Source organism: Cytobacillus sp. EB106-05-05-XG126, assembly GCF_058791715.1.
This window is the reverse complement of record NZ_JBYTDU010000010.1, coordinates 30,708-47,702: the sequence shown is the minus strand read 5'-3', so window position 1 is coordinate 47,702 and position 16,995 is coordinate 30,708. Positions and strand designations below refer to the sequence as shown.

Annotated in this window: 16 protein-coding genes, 1 riboswitch and 1 other annotated feature; of the genes, 12 read left to right on the top strand and 4 right to left on the bottom strand. The window is 44.9% G+C overall.

What is annotated here, in order from left to right; genetic code table 11:
• Window positions 1-430 precede the first annotated feature (430 nt).
• Window positions 431-1,324 carry an EamA family transporter gene (locus tag AC3WTL_RS20205; protein ID WP_252220593.1) on the bottom strand — a complete coding sequence of 298 codons (894 nt, stop codon included), beginning with the start codon at window positions 1,322-1,324 and terminating at the stop codon, window positions 431-433.
• 139 nt (window positions 1,325-1,463) lie between these two features.
• Window positions 1,464-1,901, bottom strand: coding sequence for a Dps family protein (locus AC3WTL_RS20200; RefSeq protein ID WP_263600122.1), 438 nt, complete (start codon window positions 1,899-1,901; stop codon window positions 1,464-1,466).
• A gap of 166 nt (window positions 1,902-2,067) precedes the next feature.
• Here AC3WTL_RS20200 and AC3WTL_RS20195 point away from each other — a divergent pair, with 166 nt between their 5' ends.
• Complete coding sequence (locus tag AC3WTL_RS20195; RefSeq protein ID WP_222501725.1) at window positions 2,068-2,949, top strand: sulfite exporter TauE/SafE family protein; 882 nt, start codon at window positions 2,068-2,070, stop codon at window positions 2,947-2,949.
• A 12-nt stretch (window positions 2,950-2,961) separates the two neighbouring features.
• Here the strand turns inward: AC3WTL_RS20195 and argS are convergent, their stop codons facing one another.
• Both argS and AC3WTL_RS20185 read right to left on the bottom strand, forming a co-directional pair.
• Window positions 2,962-4,647 carry an arginine--tRNA ligase gene (argS, locus tag AC3WTL_RS20190; RefSeq protein ID WP_492369941.1) on the bottom strand — a complete coding sequence of 562 codons (1,686 nt, stop codon included), beginning with the start codon at window positions 4,645-4,647 and terminating at the stop codon, window positions 2,962-2,964.
• 51 nt (window positions 4,648-4,698) lie between these two features.
• Window positions 4,699-4,954 (bottom strand) — a binding site (T-box leader).
• 30 nt (window positions 4,955-4,984) lie between these two features.
• Window positions 4,985-6,169: an FtsW/RodA/SpoVE family cell cycle protein gene (locus AC3WTL_RS20185; protein WP_222501727.1), complete on the bottom strand. Its 1,185-nt coding sequence runs from the start codon at window positions 6,167-6,169 to the stop codon at window positions 4,985-4,987.
• Between the two features lie 276 nt (window positions 6,170-6,445).
• Here AC3WTL_RS20185 and AC3WTL_RS20180 point away from each other — a divergent pair, with 276 nt between their 5' ends.
• From AC3WTL_RS20180 to AC3WTL_RS20130, 11 genes are all read left to right on the top strand, one after another.
• On the top strand, window positions 6,446-7,222 hold the full coding sequence (locus AC3WTL_RS20180; RefSeq protein WP_048008743.1) for a hypothetical protein: 777 nt from the start codon (window positions 6,446-6,448) through the stop codon (window positions 7,220-7,222).
• Between the two features lie 81 nt (window positions 7,223-7,303).
• Window positions 7,304-7,507, top strand: a riboswitch (cobalamin riboswitch).
• Window positions 7,508-7,674: 167 nt separating this feature from the next.
• The gene (locus tag AC3WTL_RS20175) at window positions 7,675-8,634 is read left to right on the top strand and encodes an ABC transporter substrate-binding protein (protein WP_222501729.1); all 960 of its coding nucleotides are present in this window, start codon (window positions 7,675-7,677) and stop codon (window positions 8,632-8,634) included.
• Window positions 8,600-9,652 (top strand): FecCD family ABC transporter permease, encoded by a 1,053-nt coding sequence (locus AC3WTL_RS20170; RefSeq protein WP_222501731.1) that lies wholly within the window; start codon window positions 8,600-8,602, stop codon window positions 9,650-9,652. Before AC3WTL_RS20175 ends, AC3WTL_RS20170 begins: the two co-directional genes overlap by 35 nt.
• A gap of 48 nt (window positions 9,653-9,700) precedes the next feature.
• The gene (locus AC3WTL_RS20165) at window positions 9,701-11,173 is read left to right on the top strand and encodes an adenosylcobinamide amidohydrolase (protein ID WP_252220597.1); all 1,473 of its coding nucleotides are present in this window, start codon (window positions 9,701-9,703) and stop codon (window positions 11,171-11,173) included.
• The gene (gene cbiB, locus AC3WTL_RS20160; RefSeq protein WP_252220598.1) at window positions 11,170-12,135 is read left to right on the top strand and encodes an adenosylcobinamide-phosphate synthase CbiB; all 966 of its coding nucleotides are present in this window, start codon (window positions 11,170-11,172) and stop codon (window positions 12,133-12,135) included. The genes AC3WTL_RS20165 and cbiB overlap by 4 nt, the downstream gene beginning before the upstream one ends.
• On the top strand, window positions 12,110-13,186 hold the full coding sequence (gene cobD / locus AC3WTL_RS20155; protein ID WP_252220600.1) for a threonine-phosphate decarboxylase CobD: 1,077 nt from the start codon (window positions 12,110-12,112) through the stop codon (window positions 13,184-13,186). The genes cbiB and cobD overlap by 26 nt, the downstream gene beginning before the upstream one ends.
• On the top strand, window positions 13,168-13,743 hold the full coding sequence (locus tag AC3WTL_RS20150; protein WP_159345028.1) for a bifunctional adenosylcobinamide kinase/adenosylcobinamide-phosphate guanylyltransferase: 576 nt from the start codon (window positions 13,168-13,170) through the stop codon (window positions 13,741-13,743). Before cobD ends, AC3WTL_RS20150 begins: the two co-directional genes overlap by 19 nt.
• A complete protein-coding gene (locus AC3WTL_RS20145; RefSeq protein ID WP_252220602.1) occupies window positions 13,740-15,263 on the top strand; it encodes a cobyric acid synthase in 1,524 nt (507 codons plus the stop codon). Before AC3WTL_RS20150 ends, AC3WTL_RS20145 begins: the two co-directional genes overlap by 4 nt.
• Window positions 15,250-16,041 (top strand): adenosylcobinamide-GDP ribazoletransferase, encoded by a 792-nt coding sequence (gene cobS, locus AC3WTL_RS20140; RefSeq protein ID WP_252220604.1) that lies wholly within the window; start codon window positions 15,250-15,252, stop codon window positions 16,039-16,041. The genes AC3WTL_RS20145 and cobS overlap by 14 nt, the downstream gene beginning before the upstream one ends.
• Window positions 15,999-16,616 (top strand): histidine phosphatase family protein, encoded by a 618-nt coding sequence (locus AC3WTL_RS20135; RefSeq protein ID WP_252220606.1) that lies wholly within the window; start codon window positions 15,999-16,001, stop codon window positions 16,614-16,616. Before cobS ends, AC3WTL_RS20135 begins: the two co-directional genes overlap by 43 nt.
• Window positions 16,568-16,993, top strand: coding sequence for a bifunctional adenosylcobinamide kinase/adenosylcobinamide-phosphate guanylyltransferase (locus AC3WTL_RS20130; protein ID WP_048008778.1), 426 nt, complete (start codon window positions 16,568-16,570; stop codon window positions 16,991-16,993). Before AC3WTL_RS20135 ends, AC3WTL_RS20130 begins: the two co-directional genes overlap by 49 nt.
• Window positions 16,994-16,995: the final 2 nt, after the last annotated feature.

Sequence of the window (16,995 nt, the reverse complement as noted above, 5' to 3'; positions counted from 1 at the left end):
GGAGAAAAGAGCCAGTTAGAGTCGGAACTAGGGTCAACTTCGGACACAGAAAGGAGAAAAGAGCCAGTTAGAGTCGGAACCCGCGCCAACTTCAGACACAGAAAGGAGAAAAAGGGGCGACAGAGTCGGAACCTGGTCCAACTTCGGACACAGAGTGGAGAAAAGAGCCAGTCAGAGTCGGAACCTGGTCCAACTTCGGACACAGAAAGGAGAAAGAGGAGCGCCAGAGTCAGAACCCACGCCAACTTCAGACACAGAAAGCAGAAAAGACTAATCCAAAGTCCGAACCAAGCTGCACTTCCAATAAAAGTCCCGCAAAACAAACACCAGCAGACAAAGAAAAAAGGCACTGGAATGACATCCAAAGCCTCCTTTCGTCAAGCGGATCGCCGGCCCTGGCGGTACTCAGCGAATCCCGCCATAAAAAATCCTACGTGCTTAATCGCTTTTTTGCCGCTTTTTTAAATGAAAACTGCGGTATGCTGATACCAATCAGGATCAGCACAATCCCGAAAGTCTGTGCTTCTGATATCCTTTCCCCAAGGATCAGCATAGCGGCAGCAACAGCGGCCGGAAGTTCGGCAGAGCCAACAATCGTGGCAAGCCCTGAATCTAAGTGGGGTGAACCGATTGCAAAGAAGACAATAGGGAAAATAGCGCCGAACAATGCCATCAAGAGGCCGAATTTCCATAGGCCCCCAAGCTGAATGCCGCCGCTTATTAACACGGGACCTGAAACAGCTGCAACCAGCAGAAGTCCGCCAAATGTGATGAAGATGCTCCTCTGGATGGTTGGAATTCCTTTGCCTGCCTTGCCGCTTGCAAAGATGAACACGGCAAATGTAACCGCAGATAATAAGCCATAAATCAGGCCATCCGCTTGAATAGCATGTGACCCGGAATTAATCAGGTTGCTTGCAAATACTGTTCCTATAATAAGCAGGATCGAAGAAATGATTTTTGCTTTGCTGGGCATCTTTCTTTCATATAATGCTTCAAAAAGAATTCCAATCCAGGTGAACTGAAATAAAAGAACAACAGCGATGGAGGCCGGGTTCCGGTCAAGGCTCATTCCATACAGAATGCCTGTTAAGCTTAGGGAGGCGCCGGTCAATAACAAAGCTGCCGCTTGTTTAAGGGTGATTTTCGTTCTTTTGATAAATGGGAAAGAAAGCAATAACAAAAGGAGCCCAATTAAATATTGGCTTCCGGTCAGTTCGGGAACAGTGTGGCCGGCATGAAGTCCCAGTTTAACAATGGATGCCAGAATGCCGTAACTGCATGCGCCCAGAAAAATAAAGAATGAATATTTTAAGTTTGCCATTATGGAGACTCCTTTCCGAAAATAGAAATGAAGCAATCAGGTCAATCATAACACCTTAGAGTGTCCAAAGGGCAAAAAAATTTTCGGCACAAAAATAAGAGCCAGTGATCATTCTCACTGACTCTCTTGCCAAAATTGATTATTCTCCTAAGTAGGCTTGCAGCATCCAAATATGCGTATCCAATTTTTCCATTAACCCGATGGCGAAGTCGGCTGTCACTTGATCTTCCTGTTCCTCGGCAAGCTGGGCTAAAGTGATTAATTGTTCCTTAATATGTTTATAATCCGAAGCAAGAGCTGTAACCATTTCTTCTGCTTTCTTTTCCCCATTAGATTCTTCAAGAGTCGTAATGCTTAGGAATTCCTTTAAGCTTGCTCCAGGTGAACCGCCGATTGCAAGCAGGCGTTCCGCTGCCTCATCGACAACTTCAGCTGCTTCATTATATAATTCTTCGAACTTTTCATGAAGGGTAAAGAAAAGAGGGCCTTTTACAAACCAGTGGTAGCGGTGCAATTTCGTATATAGGACACTCCAGTTAGCAATTTGTACGTTTAATGACTCATGTAATTTTTCCATCATGATTCCTCCTAAGTAATTTATATATTCATTATAACAAATATTAATTTATAATCAATACTTATTTATAATTATTATAAATAAGGAACGTCAGTATAACCGTTGCCAATTATGGTAAAGTGATATAGTACGGATTAATAGCAGAAACAGTTAGTGAGGAATATAAATGGAATATGTTTTCTTTATTATTCTCGGAGCGCTTATCAGTGTGCTCTCGGGTTTTTTTGGGGTAGGCGGAGGATTCATTCTTACTCCAACGCTTATGCTTTTTGGTTTTTCTCCAGTAGAAGCGATCACCACGAGTTTGCTGTTTTCGATTGGAACGTCCCTTTCAGGCATCTCCGCTCATATCAGGCTGAAGAATATAAAGCTTAAGCAGGGGCTGATACTTGGATTAAGCGGAATGGCAGCTACTCAGGCCGCCCACCCATTTGTTCTGTTTCTTGAGAATAAAGGCTGGGACACATGGGCCGTGCCTGTTTTTTATATCATTTTGCTGTCTTATTTTGCTTTGAGCATGCTGAAAAGAAGGGAAAAGTCAGCCAGTGCTGTTCACTCTTCTGAACATTCGCCTTCCATTTTAAAGATGGTGCTGATTGGTTTTTTTGCAGGATTTGTTTCTACAACATTAGGGGTGGGCGGCGGTTTTATTATGGTGCCTTTATCGGTCGCCTATTTAGGATTGATGCCGAAAAATGCGGTAGGAACCAGCTTGTTTGCTGTCATGTTAATCGTATCCGCAGGTTTCCTGTCCTACGTTTCCACTGTCAGCATTGATTATTGGATTGGATTTTCACTCGTAGGAGGAGGGCTTATTGGCTCACAGTTTGGTGCAAAACTTACCTCCTATTTTGAGAACGAAGAAATCACCTATATGCTCGGAGCCTTATATATGGCAACAGTCGCAAGTGTGATTCTGAAATTAATACATTTGAATTATGCCGGTTTAGTGCTGATGGCCATTTTTGTCGGCGGATTTCTAGTAAGAAGTCTTGTGAAAATGCAGAAAGCAAAAGCCCGAATAAAGGCAAAAAGGGAGACGCCATAACGGCTTCTCCTTTTACATTTGGCGGGGCACCTTCATGCCGAGTGTCTGCATTCCATCTGTAAGAACTATGGTGACTGCTTTGACGAGGGCAAGTCTTGCCTGTATGCCGGCATCCTTCTCCAGTATTACTACCTGCCCGTAATATTTGTTGAAGGCCTGGGCCACATCAATCAGAAATTTAGCGAGAACGGAAGGGGAAAGCTGCCTATAAGATTTTCTGATTTTCTCAGGATATTGATAGAGCAGCTTAATAATTTCCCAGCTGTAAGGATCGGATAGCCCATTTACAGCAGATGGTATATCATCTGCCTTGCGGAGCAGGGAATAGGCCCGGGCATTGGTATATTGCAGATAGGGACCTGTTTCTCCTTCAAATGTCAGCATATCTTCAAGGGAAAATTCAATATTGTTCATGCGGTCATTTTTCAGGTCATGGAATAAAATGGCTCCGATGCCGACTGCTTCAGCGACTTCATCTTTATTTTCCAGGCCGGGATTTTTAGCCTCAATGCTGTTCTTTGCGAGAAGAACTGCTTCATCCAGAACCTCCTCTAAAAGGATGACTCTGCCTTTTCTGGTCGACATCTTTTTTCCATCTTTTAAGTAGAGGCCGAACGGGACATGCTTCATACTGTCTGCCCACTCATACCCCATCTTTTTGATCACGCTTTTGACCTGCCTGAAATGGATGCTTTGTTCCTGGCCGACAATATATAAGGAGTGATCAAATTGATAGTTTTCCCTTCTATAAAAAGCTGCAGCCAGATCCCGTGTTGCATAAAGAGTTGCTCCGTCGGATTTTTTGATCAGACATGGAGGCAGGTCTTCATCAGGCAGCAGAACGACCTTTGCACCATCAGACTCAGCCAGCAGATCTTTTGCCATCAGCTCCTCTATGACGGGTGTCATTTTATCGTTATAAAAAGCTTCCCCATTGTATGAGTTGAAATGGATGCCAAGCCTGTCATAAACCCGCTGAAATTCCTTCAATGATTCATCTCTAAACCAATTCCAGAGGGCTTGTGCTTCTTTATTTCCGTTTTCAAGCTCTTTGAACCAGGAACGTGCTTCATCTTCAAGGGATGGATCTGCCTCTGCTTCTTCATGGAACCGTATATATAGGCTGAGCAGCTCCTTGATCGGATGTTCCTTCACTTTATCCGGATTGCCCCACTTTTTATAAGAGGTGATCAGTTTGCCGAATTGAGTGCCCCAATCGCCTAAGTGGTTGATTCTGACCGCTGTGTAACCGCATTTTTCGGCTAGGTTTCCAAGGGCATTTCCAATGACGGTTGATCGCAGATGACCCATGGAAAAAGGCTTTGCGATGTTGGGCGAAGAGAAATCAAGCACGGCGGTTTTTCCTGAACCATCCTTCAGCAGCCCATATTCTTTTCCTTTTTTCAAGATTACTTCCAGTATGTCAGCACCAGCAGCTCCTTTGGAAAAAAAGATATTAATATAGGGCCCGGCAGCTTTCGCTTTTTCAATGTACGGTCCTTTTATCAGGAAAGCAGCCTCTTCAGCAATGGAGGCAGGTGATTTCCTGAATGCTTTTGCCAGTGTAAAACAAGGAAAAGCAAGATCACCATGTACCGGATTCTTTGGTGTTTCGATTAAATCTGATATGGCTTCCTCAGAAAGCTGCACATTCAGCACAGATGCCAGCTGAGCTGCGAATATAGCTTTGAAATCGATCATTTTAAACACACACCCCCTGAAAAATAAAAAAGCCCGCCTCTATATAAAAATAGAGACGAGCTGGATCTGCCCGCGGTACCACTCTGATTGTCCAAAGGACCTCTTGCGAAAGGACGTTTCATTTTATTGAACACATTCCTTTAGGGGTTTGGTAACGGGACTCCCAACCCGGCACAGCCTACTTTTCTTTCAGCTATGCATCTCCGAAGTGCGCTTCACAAATAGGGTTTCCGACAGGCTTGCACCGGCCCTGTCTCGCTTTTAGGAAAGAGCCCTTTGCTACTCTCTTCATCATAGACACTAAATATATTACTGTTATTATACGCGGTTGGAATTATTTTGCAACATAATTTGAATCGGTTGAAAACATATAGTTTTTGTGATGGTAGTGAATGCTGAAAATCAGTCCCATTGCCATCATATTTCCCATAAGTGAGCTTCCGCCATAGCTGATAAATGGAAGCGGAATGCCGGTGATTGGCAGGACCTGTATCGTCATTCCAATATTTTGGAATACATGGAAGGTGATCATGCTGATGACCCCGACGCAAATATAGGTATTAAAAGGATCAGTCGTCTCAAGGCCGGTCTTCGTTAAGTGATAGATAAGCAGAAAGAAAAGGCTAATTACTACACTGGCGCCGAAGAAGCCATATTCCTCGCCAATGACGCTAAAGATAAAATCAGTGTGGGCATCTGGCACATATACCTGCCTGTCGGTAAAGCCTTTACCTGAAATTAATCCCGAGCCGATAGCGAGCATGGAATTATACAGCTGCATACCGGCCCCCTGCTTATGATTGACCGGATCAAGCCAGGAATAAATTCTGCTGAACTGATAGGGGTCAATCCCAAGGTATTTCTCTAAAATCTCCGGTGCTATGATCACCAGATATAGAACCGTTCCTGCTAAAGCACCGAGGACTCCATAAATCGGAACAAGGATTTTCCAGGTGATTCCGGATACCAGGATGATTCCTGCTAATATCGCGATGATGACAAGGGCGGTACCCAAGTCTTCGATAATAATCAATCCTAATGGAAGCAATGTGGCTGCCCCTAGTTTGATTAGGAGAAAAAAGTCCGTTCCGGCTGTCTTAGCCTGATACTTCAGATGATGGTCAGCGATGATTTTGCTGAGGGCGATAATAAGGAACACCTTTACGAATTCTGAAGGCTGCACTGAACCGAGTCCGGGAATGATGTACCACAATGTAGCCCCTTTGCGCTCTGGTGCGATGCTTTCCGGTGCAATGAATAGCCCAACAAGCAATAGGATGCCTAAACCGTATAGCAGCCATGTGAGTCTCCGGATTTGCTCGCTGTCAAAATACATGACAATCCCTACAATGACGGCACCAACAATATAATTTTTGATTTGTGAGATAACAAAATTCCCTTCATATTGATTGGAGGATTGTCCGCTGTAAATCGCAATGCAGCTGATGAGAAAAAACAGCAGCAGAAGAAAACATAATGTCCAATCGAATCGGTCTGAGAATCTACTATTCTGGTTCATTATATACACCTGGTTTCTTTACCTTTTTACATTTTTATCCTATCAGAGAAAAATTAACCTTACAATGGAGAAAGATATTTCATTGAGTTAGACGAAAAAATCACTATGATGGTTTCCTGTGTTTTCAAAAAAACGGGTTTAAAATTTTTTCTCATCGGCAAAGATATTTCCAGATATTTTTGCTACAATAAGAGAATAAAATACTGGAAGTTTGGCAGGCAGTTTCATAAGAAGCTGTCTTTTTATCAATTTGGCTACGGTTCGGAGGTTTCGTCATTGAAAAGAAGGAATCAAACTATTCGTGATCTCATCTACATCCATCTTAATGAACAGGATCAATATGTGATGACTTATGGAATTGAGTTTGCAGAGTTTGCCCAGACTCTTTCAGATTCTATTAATAATTTGCTGCTGTTAAAGCACCGTTATGAACATGGGGACTTTAATAGCCACACGATGTTCGATTATGTGTCAAGGGACAAGCTGGGCAGGTTGGTTGAGGATGATGTATATGGCTATGGCGATTTTTGCTGGATCGACTTCGAAGAAGAGGAAGCGGTGAATGAGCTTCCCGGCCAGACAATTGCGGAGCTTCTTTATCTCGGCCATATTAAAGAGCATCTTAAGCTGCCTTTTTACAATTATCTGAGCAACCGGTATGTGTACCTTGCCCATGATGATGGCTGGTTTAACCGCACATATTACCGCGATCTGAACGATTTTTACCGGATGCTTGGGGAAGTGATCCCCGGGAAAATGGGACAGATGAAGGTAGAAAAAACGCTCCTTGGCATTAAAAAGAAAAAGACATATCCTCCAATCACCAGAGATGTCCTGCTTTCATTAAAGCCTCTCATGAAAGAAGGAGCGGTCCTTTCCATTAAGGATATTGAACAGAATCGGGTCAGGATCGAGATTCCAATTTGGATTATTGGCGATTTTGCGAATATGGATGATATGTATGATGAGTATGAAGCCATAGTGAAAGAGCCATGTGAGGCGAAGATTGTGTTCGATAAGAAGACAAGGGAATGGAAAATATACTCGCGTTAGAATTCTGAACTTTTTTACAACATTCAGCAATTTTCTATTACTTTTTCTGCGGGATGGTGTATAATCGGAAATAGAAAATTTTATATCCGCAATAGAACAGGTGTCTTTTCAAAAGGGCTTTAAAGCAAGCTCTTTTGAAGACTTAATAGGGAAGCTGGTGAAATTCCAGCGCGGTCCCGCCACTGTAAATGGTAGCTGTCGCAAATCCACTGTACACACAAGTATGGGAAGGAGCAGAACGCATTGACCATGAGCCAGGAGACCTGCCTGATTCTTAAGCACCCATAAACCTACGAGGATAGGGAGGTGTTTGGTCCGGCCATCCCTTTTGCACTGATTGATAAATGACCATACCAACATCTCCTTGCCGTTCGAGGGGATGTTTTTTTATTTTAAACGGTGGTGACAGGCACCACCCGAATTTTGTCGAAAGTAATGGAGGATTGCTGAGTATGAAGAAGTTTTATGCATTTTTATTAACTATGCTGCTTGCTGCAGGAGTGCTTGCAGGCTGCGGCGAGAGTGCTGAACAGCCAAAAGAAGAGAAAAAGGTTGAGGAAGGGCAGAATGCTGCTTTTCCTGTAACGATAAAAGACGCGCTGGATAATGAAGTGGTCATTGAATCCAAGCCTGAAAGAATCGTTTCCATGATTCCAAGCAATACCGAAATTGCCTTTGAATTGGGGCTTGGAGAAGAGGTAGTCGGAGTCTCCGATTTTGATAACTACCCGCCCGAAGCCACAGAAAAAGAAAAGATTGGCGGCATGGAATTTAATGTCGAGAAAATTATTTCTTTAAACCCGGATCTAGTTCTTGCTCACGCGTCAAGCGCACATAATTCCGAAGCAGGCCTTCAGCAATTAAGGGATGCAGGCGTGGCCGTCCTTGTTGTCAATGATGCGAAGAGCTTTGACCAGGTTTTTGAATCCATTGTAATGGTTGGAACCGCAGCAGGGGAGAAAGATAAAGCAGAGCAGATCATTTCAGATATGAAGAGCAAGCTTGAGGAAATTAAGACAAAAGCTCAGGATATAAAAGAAGAAGACCGCAAATCGGTATTCGTGGAAGTTTCACCAGCTCCTGAAATCTATACAGCTGGTGCAAAAACCTTTATGGACGAAATGCTCAGTGCGATTAATGCAGAAAATATCATTACGGAAGAAGGATGGCCGAAAATGGATCCGGAAGCGATTATCGAACGGAATCCGGATGTAATCATCACAACTCATGGCTATTATACTGAAGATGCTGCTGGCAATGTAATGAAAAGGGATGGCTGGCAGGATATAACAGCAGTGAAAAATAAGCAGGTTGCCGATGTTGATTCCGATATGGTAACCCGCTCTGGCCCTCGTATTATTGAAGGAGTCGAGGAACTTGCAAAAGCAGTATATCCGGACGTATTTAAATAATAAATTTCTGGCTTATCTAACAGCAGCAGCTTTCCTGCTCTGTGCTATGCTGATGGGGATTTCAATTGGTACAGTGTCTGTTCACCCCATCACAATTATCAGAGTAATAAGCGCTGAGGTTTTCCCTTTTATTTCATTGGGAAACACGGATGCTATGCATGCAAATATCATTATGAACATTCGCCTGCCGCGCGTTTTGCTGGCTGGCTTAGTAGGGGCGTCTCTTGCAATTGCGGGAGCCGCCTTTCAAGGTTTATTAAGAAACCCGCTGGCAGATCCATATACCATTGGAGTTTCTTCCGGGGCTTCACTCGGTGCTGTTTTAACCCTGTTCTTGGGATTATCCATTCCGTTTGCAGGAATGTTTACACTGCCTTTATTCAGCATCTTATTTTCCTTTTTAACCATTTTTGCCGTTTTGCTATTTGCCAGAAAAATTGAAAGATCCATGAAAGTGGAAACGATTATTTTAACGGGCATTATCTTCAGTTCTTTTCTTGGCGCTCTAATTTCTCTGATGATTGCTCTGACCGGTGAGGAGCTTAGACAGATTATTGGATGGCTTCTTGGCAGTGTATCCATGAGAGGCTGGGCGTATATTAACATTATCTTTCCGTTTTTTGTAATTGGTGCCATCCTTCTGTTAGTGAACAGTAAAGAGCTGAATGCTATGAGCTTTGGGGAAGAAAAGGCCCAGCATATTGGGGTGGACGTTCAGAAGAGGAAGATGATGGTCCTGGTAGCTGGCTCCATCTTAACGGGTGCGGCTGTAGCTGTGTCTGGAACGATAGGGTTTGTCGGGCTTGTGATCCCGCATCTGACCAGGCTGTTATGGGGGCCGGATCATAGGCACCTATTGCCGCTATCGATTCTTATGGGTGCAGGTTTTCTTATTATTGCCGATCTGGTTTCACGGACGATCATTGCACCTACCGAGCTTCCAATCGGTGTGATTACAGCTTTAATCGGTGCACCTGCTTTTGGGGTTATTTTAATGAAAAGAAAGAATAAACTTTAAGCGCATAAAGTCGCTTGCGCTTTTCTGTTCAGAAAGAAGTGATTAATCATGCTAAGAGTCCAGCAAATCACTGGCGGGTATGCCGGTGCGCCGGTTGTAAAAAATATCAGCTTTGAAGTGGAAAAAGGGGAGCTTTTCGGTATATTGGGGCCGAATGGAAGCGGGAAAACGACGATTCTGAAGATGCTGAGCGGCATTTTGCCTCATACATCAGGTGATATTGTGATCAAAGGTAAGAACCTTTCAGAATATACACCGAAAGAGCTGGCGAAAATCATTGCTGTTCTGCCCCAGCATTCCTCTCAGGCCTTTTCATATACTGTAAAGGAAACCGTTTCCCTTGGCCGGTATGCTCATCAAAAGGGCTGGTTCCAGAGCTGGTCCGGCAAAGATGAAGAAGCGGTCAATCGGGTCATGGAGCAGACGGGCATCTCCCGATTTCAGGATGATGATATTCAGCAATTATCCGGCGGTGAAAGACAGAGGGTGTTTTTAGCTCAGGCCCTTGCCCAGGAGCCGGAAATATTATTGCTGGATGAGCCGACTAACCATCTTGATTTATCCTATCAAAAAGAGCTGCTTGATCTCCTTTCTGTATGGTCAAAGGACTGCGGGCTGACGGTTATTTCTATCTTCCATGATTTAAATCTGGCCGGCCTGTACTGTGACCGCCTATTGCTGCTGGAGAATGGCGAAGTGAATATTAACCATGTTCCTAACGAAGTATTAAAAGAAGGGCGGATACGCGAGGTTTACAGAACGAAGATCGAGAAGCTGCCGCATCCAAGAGTGGCGGCCCCTCAGATGGTGCTGGTGCCTGAGCGCTCACAGGCAGAAAGCCAATTAGAGAAGCGAATTGATCCAGCCAGCCTGGAGGTAAAGGAAGACTTGCTGGTCCTGCGCTCGCCATTTCCGCTTAAAACCATGTCTTCAGGTGTAACCGGATCGGGGACTGGCTGGAATCGGATTTTTCTTAACCGGCATGTGAGCAAGAATTATGACTGCAGTGATCATCGGGCAGAGATGGCGGAATTTGTCCGGGAAATCGGCTTTGAACCCGGGGAAACTGTGGGGATGATGACCGCTGTATATATTGAGGATTACAGCAGTCAATTTTATGAAGAAGATACATTCTCTGTGTTTGTGGTCGTGACAGCTGGTGTCGGCAATGCGGTTGATGCTTCGAAAAGTGAAGAGCATTCTTATCATCTGACTCCAGGTACAATCAATACTTGGATTTTTGTTAATGGCCATCTGACAGAGGAAGCCTTTATCCAATCCATTATGACCGCAACCGAGGCCAAGACCAGAGCACTATATGATCAGGAAGTTATAGATGCCGTCACAGGGACGATAGCGACCGGAACATCAACTGACAGTATTTTGATTGCCGCCGCACAGCAGGGAGAAAACCTGGAGTATGCGGGTACCATTACACCGCTTGGCAAAGTGATTGGCAAGGGTGTCTACGAATGTACCGTTGAGGCGATAAAAAAATCGCAAAGCAGGATAAAAAGATGATTTTATATCACCTGTTCGCGCTAACCTTTGCCTGGTTACTGGATAAGCTGATAGGAGATCCGCCAAACTGGCCGCATCCGGTCAGGTGGATGGGTGCCCTGATACATAAACTTGAACAAGCTCTGAATAAAGCCCGCTTTAGAAAATTAAAAGGGAGCCTCATGCTATTGATCGTACTGCTGGCAGCAGGTGGCATCACCTTTTTTATTACCCGGCTCTTCTATGAAATTCATCCGATCGCCGGCATCTTGGCAGAAGGATTTCTTATATTCACAGCCATTGCTCAAAAGAGCTTAAAAGAGGCAGCACTGGAGGTGTATGAGCCTCTGGCAAAAGGTGATATGGAAGCAGCAAGAGTAAAGCTTTCTTACATTGTCGGCAGGGATACAGATCGGCTGGATGAACCAGGCATTGTCCGGGCTGCCGTGGAGACAGTGGCTGAAAACACCAGTGATGGCATTACTGCTCCATTATTTTGGGCCATGATCGGCGGTGCACCGCTGGCCCTTATCTACCGGGCTATTAATACATGTGATTCGATGGTTGGCCACATGAATGAACGATATATGGATTTTGGATGGGCTTCTGCCAAAGTGGATGATATCGCAAACTGGATCCCGAGCCGGCTGACATCACTTTGCATCATGCTCACGCAAAAGCCGGAGCATTCTCCATATGAGGAAGCATGGGGAATCCTTTTAAGAGATGCACCTAAACATCCGAGCCCGAATAGCGGCTGGGGCGAAGCGGCTGTTGCAGCCCTTCTGGGGGTTCAGCTGGGAGGAATCAATTTTTATAAGGGTGTAATCTCAAACCGTGCCACGATGGGGAAGCCCCTGGTGCAGCTTGAAAAAGAACATATTATAAAAAGTATTTCGATCATGAACAAGACGGTTTTCTTATTCTTGCTTTTATTATGGACAGGAGGGATGTTCCTTGATTTGGCCTTCACACGGATCTAATCCGCAATATTTATATGAAGCGATGGATAAGCAAATGCCTGAGGAGCGGATTGATTTCAGTGCCAATATCAATCCCCTTGGCCCTCCCCGTGGATTAAAAGACAGGTGGGGAAGCCTATTCCAATATATTAGCGATTATCCGGATCCCCATGCTGCTCTTTTAAAAAGCAAACTGGCGGCAACAGAGGGAATAAAAGAAACACAGATTCTGGTGGGAAATGGAGGCGCCGAGCTAATCACACTGATTGGCCGGATGATAGCCGGGAAAAGTGTGCTGATTATTCAGCCGGCTTTTTCGGAATATGAAGAGGCCTGCCGCGTTAATCATTGTACTGTCTCCTATCATCAGCTGGTGCCCGGCGACTGGGATCTTAATTTGGAAGCGCTATCTGAAAAGCTAAAAGCCGCTGATGTTGTTTTCTTCTGCAACCCAAATAACCCGACAGGTGTTTATTACCCATCTGCCATTGTAGAGGAAATGATTAAGAAGTGTCATATCCATAGCTGCCTCCTTATTATGGATGAAGCTTTTTATGACTTTGCCTGCGACTATCAATCTATCGTTCCTTTCATAGGAAAGGATTCAAATGTTGTGGTGCTGCGCTCCATGACAAAGATGTTTTCGATACCAGGCCTGCGCCTTGGATACATGATGGCAAGTGAGGGGTTAATTGAAAGGGCAAATGCGCTGAAACCGCACTGGAGCGTGAATGTTCTTGCGTTAAAAGCAGGTGAATGGTGTCTGGACAGTGAAGAGCATGTCAGGCTGACAAAGAATTTGATCCGGCAGGAGAGGGCTAGGCTTGTTCAATTTTATCAGCAATTGGATTTTGAGGTTTCCCCTTCTTCAGTTAATTTCTATTTGTTAAGAGATCCAAGCATTGATGTGCAGCTGCCTCTTTTTCGATTTTTGCTTGAGAAAGGAATTATTCCGAGGCATACAATGAATTTTCCTGGCCTGGAAGGGAAATGGCTGCGCTTTGCGATTAAAGGGCCGAAAGACAACGATGTGCTGATGGAGGCGATGCGGCAATGGCGGAAGGATCGCTGATTTTTATCTCCGGTGGAGTGCGGAGCGGAAAAAGCTCCTTTGCAGAGAGAACTGCTGCCGTGCTGGCAATGAAGACGGAAGGAAAGCTTCATTATATTGCTGCAGGAAAAGCATACGATCCCGAGATGGAAGCACGGATTCAGAGGCACCAGGATGACCGGGATAAGAGCGGCTTGGGCTGGACAACCTGGGAGAAGCCTTGCGCACTTGAAGAGATCTCGGGAAACTTTAACCATCAGGATATTATTCTATTCGATTGCTTGACCACTCTCTTGAATAATGAACTTTTTAGAGCGGAAGACCTTTGGCGGAAAAGAGAATATCAGGAAAATCTGTCATCCGATATTCTCGTGGCCATCACTGAAATACGCAAAAATTGCAGGACCTTGATCGTTGTCAGCAACGAGGTCTTGAATGAGCCAATTTACAAAAATGAACTGGTGATTACCTATTCAAAAATACTTGGGACGCTTCATAGGAATATAGTAGATATGGCTGATGAAGCCTATCTTGTTGAAGCAGGCATCCCCATACAAATGAAAGGAGAACCGGCATGAAAGGGATCATGATTCAGGGGACTTCATCCGACGCAGGTAAAAGCCTTATTGCTACGGCTCTTTGCCGCGCATTCTCCAATGAAGGTTTCCGCACGGCTCCTTTTAAATCCCAGAATATGTCCAATAATTCATACGTGACAAAGGATGGGAATGAAATTGGCAGGGCACAGGGCATTCAGGCTGAAGCGGCAAGAACGGAAGCTGCTGTCTGGATGAACCCCATCCTCCTTAAGCCTCAATCCGCTCAGAATGCTGAGGTTATTCTCCTTGGAAAAGCAGTCAATTCCCTATCAGGAAGGAGCTATCGGGAATCCTTTTATGAAAAGGGGCTGGAGACCATCAGAGAGGCACTGAGTCTGCTTGATGCTCAATACGAGCTGCTTGTGATAGAGGGAGCTGGCAGTCCTGTTGAAATTAATTTAAAAGATAAAGAGCTAGTGAATATGAAGGTCGCCGAAATGGCGGATGTGCCAGTCATCCTGGTTGCCGATATTGACAGGGGCGGTGTTTTTGCAAGCATTGTTGGAACTCTGGAGCTTTTCACCAAACAGGAAAGACAGCGGGTTGCGGGCATTATCATTAATAAATTCCGCGGAGATATCACGCTGTTTGAGGATGGCATCCGCTGGATCGAAGAAAAGACGGGTGTCCCTGTCCTTGGCGTTCTGCCTTACTTGGAAGACCATATGATCGATGCAGAGGATTCCCTATCCATTCAGGCTGCTGTCCCAAGAGCTGGTGAGGGTATTCTGGATATTGCAGTGCTGCGGCCGCCATTTATTTCAAACTTCAGTGACATCGATCCGTTTTACTATGAAGATGACGTGAACATTAGGTGGGTAAGACATCTATCGGAGGCTGGCTCACCTGATGCGGTGATCATTCCCGGCACAAAGAGCACGATTCGCGATTTGCGCTATTTCAAGGAAAAAGGTCTGGCGGACTGGATTGTGCGCTATGCTGCCGATGGAGGTTCTATTGCCGGCATTTGCGGAGGATACCAGATGCTCGGCAGGAGATTAATCGATATGGCAGGTTCTGATACCGGGAATCCGTATGAAAAGGAAAAAGGCTTGAATTTGATACCGGCAGATACCATTTTTCATGAACGAAAGAAGACCGTGCAGGTGAAGGGCAGTCTGCATTCAAGCACGAACCTTCCCGTTAAAGAAATCTTGGATGGATATGAAATCCATTTAGGTGAAACAGTTCTTGAAAATGATTTTGATGGCAATCGCCTTCTGCTGCTTCAAAATGGCGAAGAAGATGGATTTTATGGGAATGATGGCCGTCTGGTAGGGACTTATATGCACCACATCTTCCATAATGATGAATGGAGGGGTGCGTGGCTTAATTCTCTGCGCAAACAAAAAGGCATTCCAAGTAAGGAGCCTGTCCGAATAAAAGCCCTGAAGGATAGGAAATACAGCGAACTGGCGGAAAATATGATGCAGCATCTTGATTGGGAAAAATTAAAGGAAATTGTCTTTAGCTGGAGAAAACAAAATGAAATGGCTTAAAGGATTATTGATCAATCTTCAATTTTTCACAAGCATTCCCATTCCGATATCCCTGCCAATGGATAAGCCTCATCTGGAGAAGGCAATCAGAACCTTCCCTATAGCCGGCCTCATCCAGGGTGGGATATATGCATTTATACTCTATGCTTTTCTTGAATGGACTCCTTTTTCTCTATTGGCAGCGGCCTTTACCGTCTGGCTGGCCGGCATTTTGCTGACCGGCGGGATTCATCTCGATGGGTGGATGGATGCGAGCGATGCGTTCTTCTCCTATCGCGATCAGGAGAGGCGGCTTGAAATCATGAGTGATCCCCGGGTGGGAGCGTTCGGGGTGCTGTCTGTTATTGTCCTGCTGGGTGCCCGATTTCTATTTATCTATGAAATTGTGCTTTTATCAAATCCAGCTTCCTATTTTTTAATAGCCATGATTCCATTTTTAAGCAAGATGGTAATGGGGACATTGCTGATAAAAGTTAAGGGGGCCAAAAAAGTGGGGCTGGGCTCATTATTTCAGCAGGCTGCTGCTAAAACCACCCTGTCTATTTACCCTGTCTTCCTTCTGGCCGCCGCGGCAGCTGCCTGGCTGGCTGGTTACCCGGCTATTGTTGGATTTCTTTTCATGGTTCTTTTTTCAATATTGTTTTTCGTATTATTATCAAGAAAAGTCATTGCCTGGTTTGGCGGAATGACAGGGGATGTCCTTGGGGCCAGTGTGGAAGGGACGGAGGTGCTTTTATGGATGATACTGTGGCTGTTGCATTATTTCGTCATGGGCTGACAGAAGCCAATAAGTCCCATGCTTACCTGGGGTGGACAGATTCTCCTCTGTGTCCGGAACATAAGAATAAGCTTGCCCCGGCCCCTCAAGGCTACAGAAGAATCTTTGCAAGTGATTTAGGCAGATGCATGAAGACGGCAGCTATTCTTTTTCCGGATCATTCTATTGAATCATATTCCGAATGGCGAGAAATGCATTTTGGTGAGTGGGAAGGCAAGACATATCAAGAGCTGAAAGATAATCCGGATTATCTAAAGTGGCTTGAAGAACCATTTGCACAAGCGGCTCCTGGAGGGGAATCCTTTGCAGCATTTACAGCAAGAGTGGATAAAGGGTGGAAAAATTTAACTCATCAATTGCTTCAGGGAAATAACAGTGATGCTGCTGTTATTACACATGGCGGAGTCATAAGGTACCTTCTTGGAAAGTATGCACCGGAGCAAAAAGAATTCTGGGAATGGCAAATTCCGTTTGGAAGAGGCTATGAGCTTAGATGGACACGGGAAAAGTTTAGGAGGGGAGAACGATGCACTTCATTACAGGAGGCAGGTTTAACGGGAAGTCCGAATGGGTGAAGAATTTTTATCAATTGGCAGACACTCCTCATAAATGGATTTCAGCTTATCATGGTGAGTCGTCCGGCGATCTTGATCGAAACCTGATTGTCTTTGAGGGAATTGAGCTAATGATTCGGGAGTGGTCACAAGCACTGGAGTTTGAAGAGATTCGGGAAAAGTGGCAGGAGATGCTGGAAAAGTGGCTCCAATGGGAAAATGCAGATGTTAACCGGAAAGTTGTTTTAATCGGATCTGATATTTCAAAAGGGATTGTTCCGATGGAAGCGCTTGACCGAAAGTGGCGGGATGCGTCCGGGTGGGCCTTTCAGGATGCCGCTGCTGCTGCAGATAGAGTCGATTTGATTTGGTATGGCATCAATCAAAAAATAAAATGAAA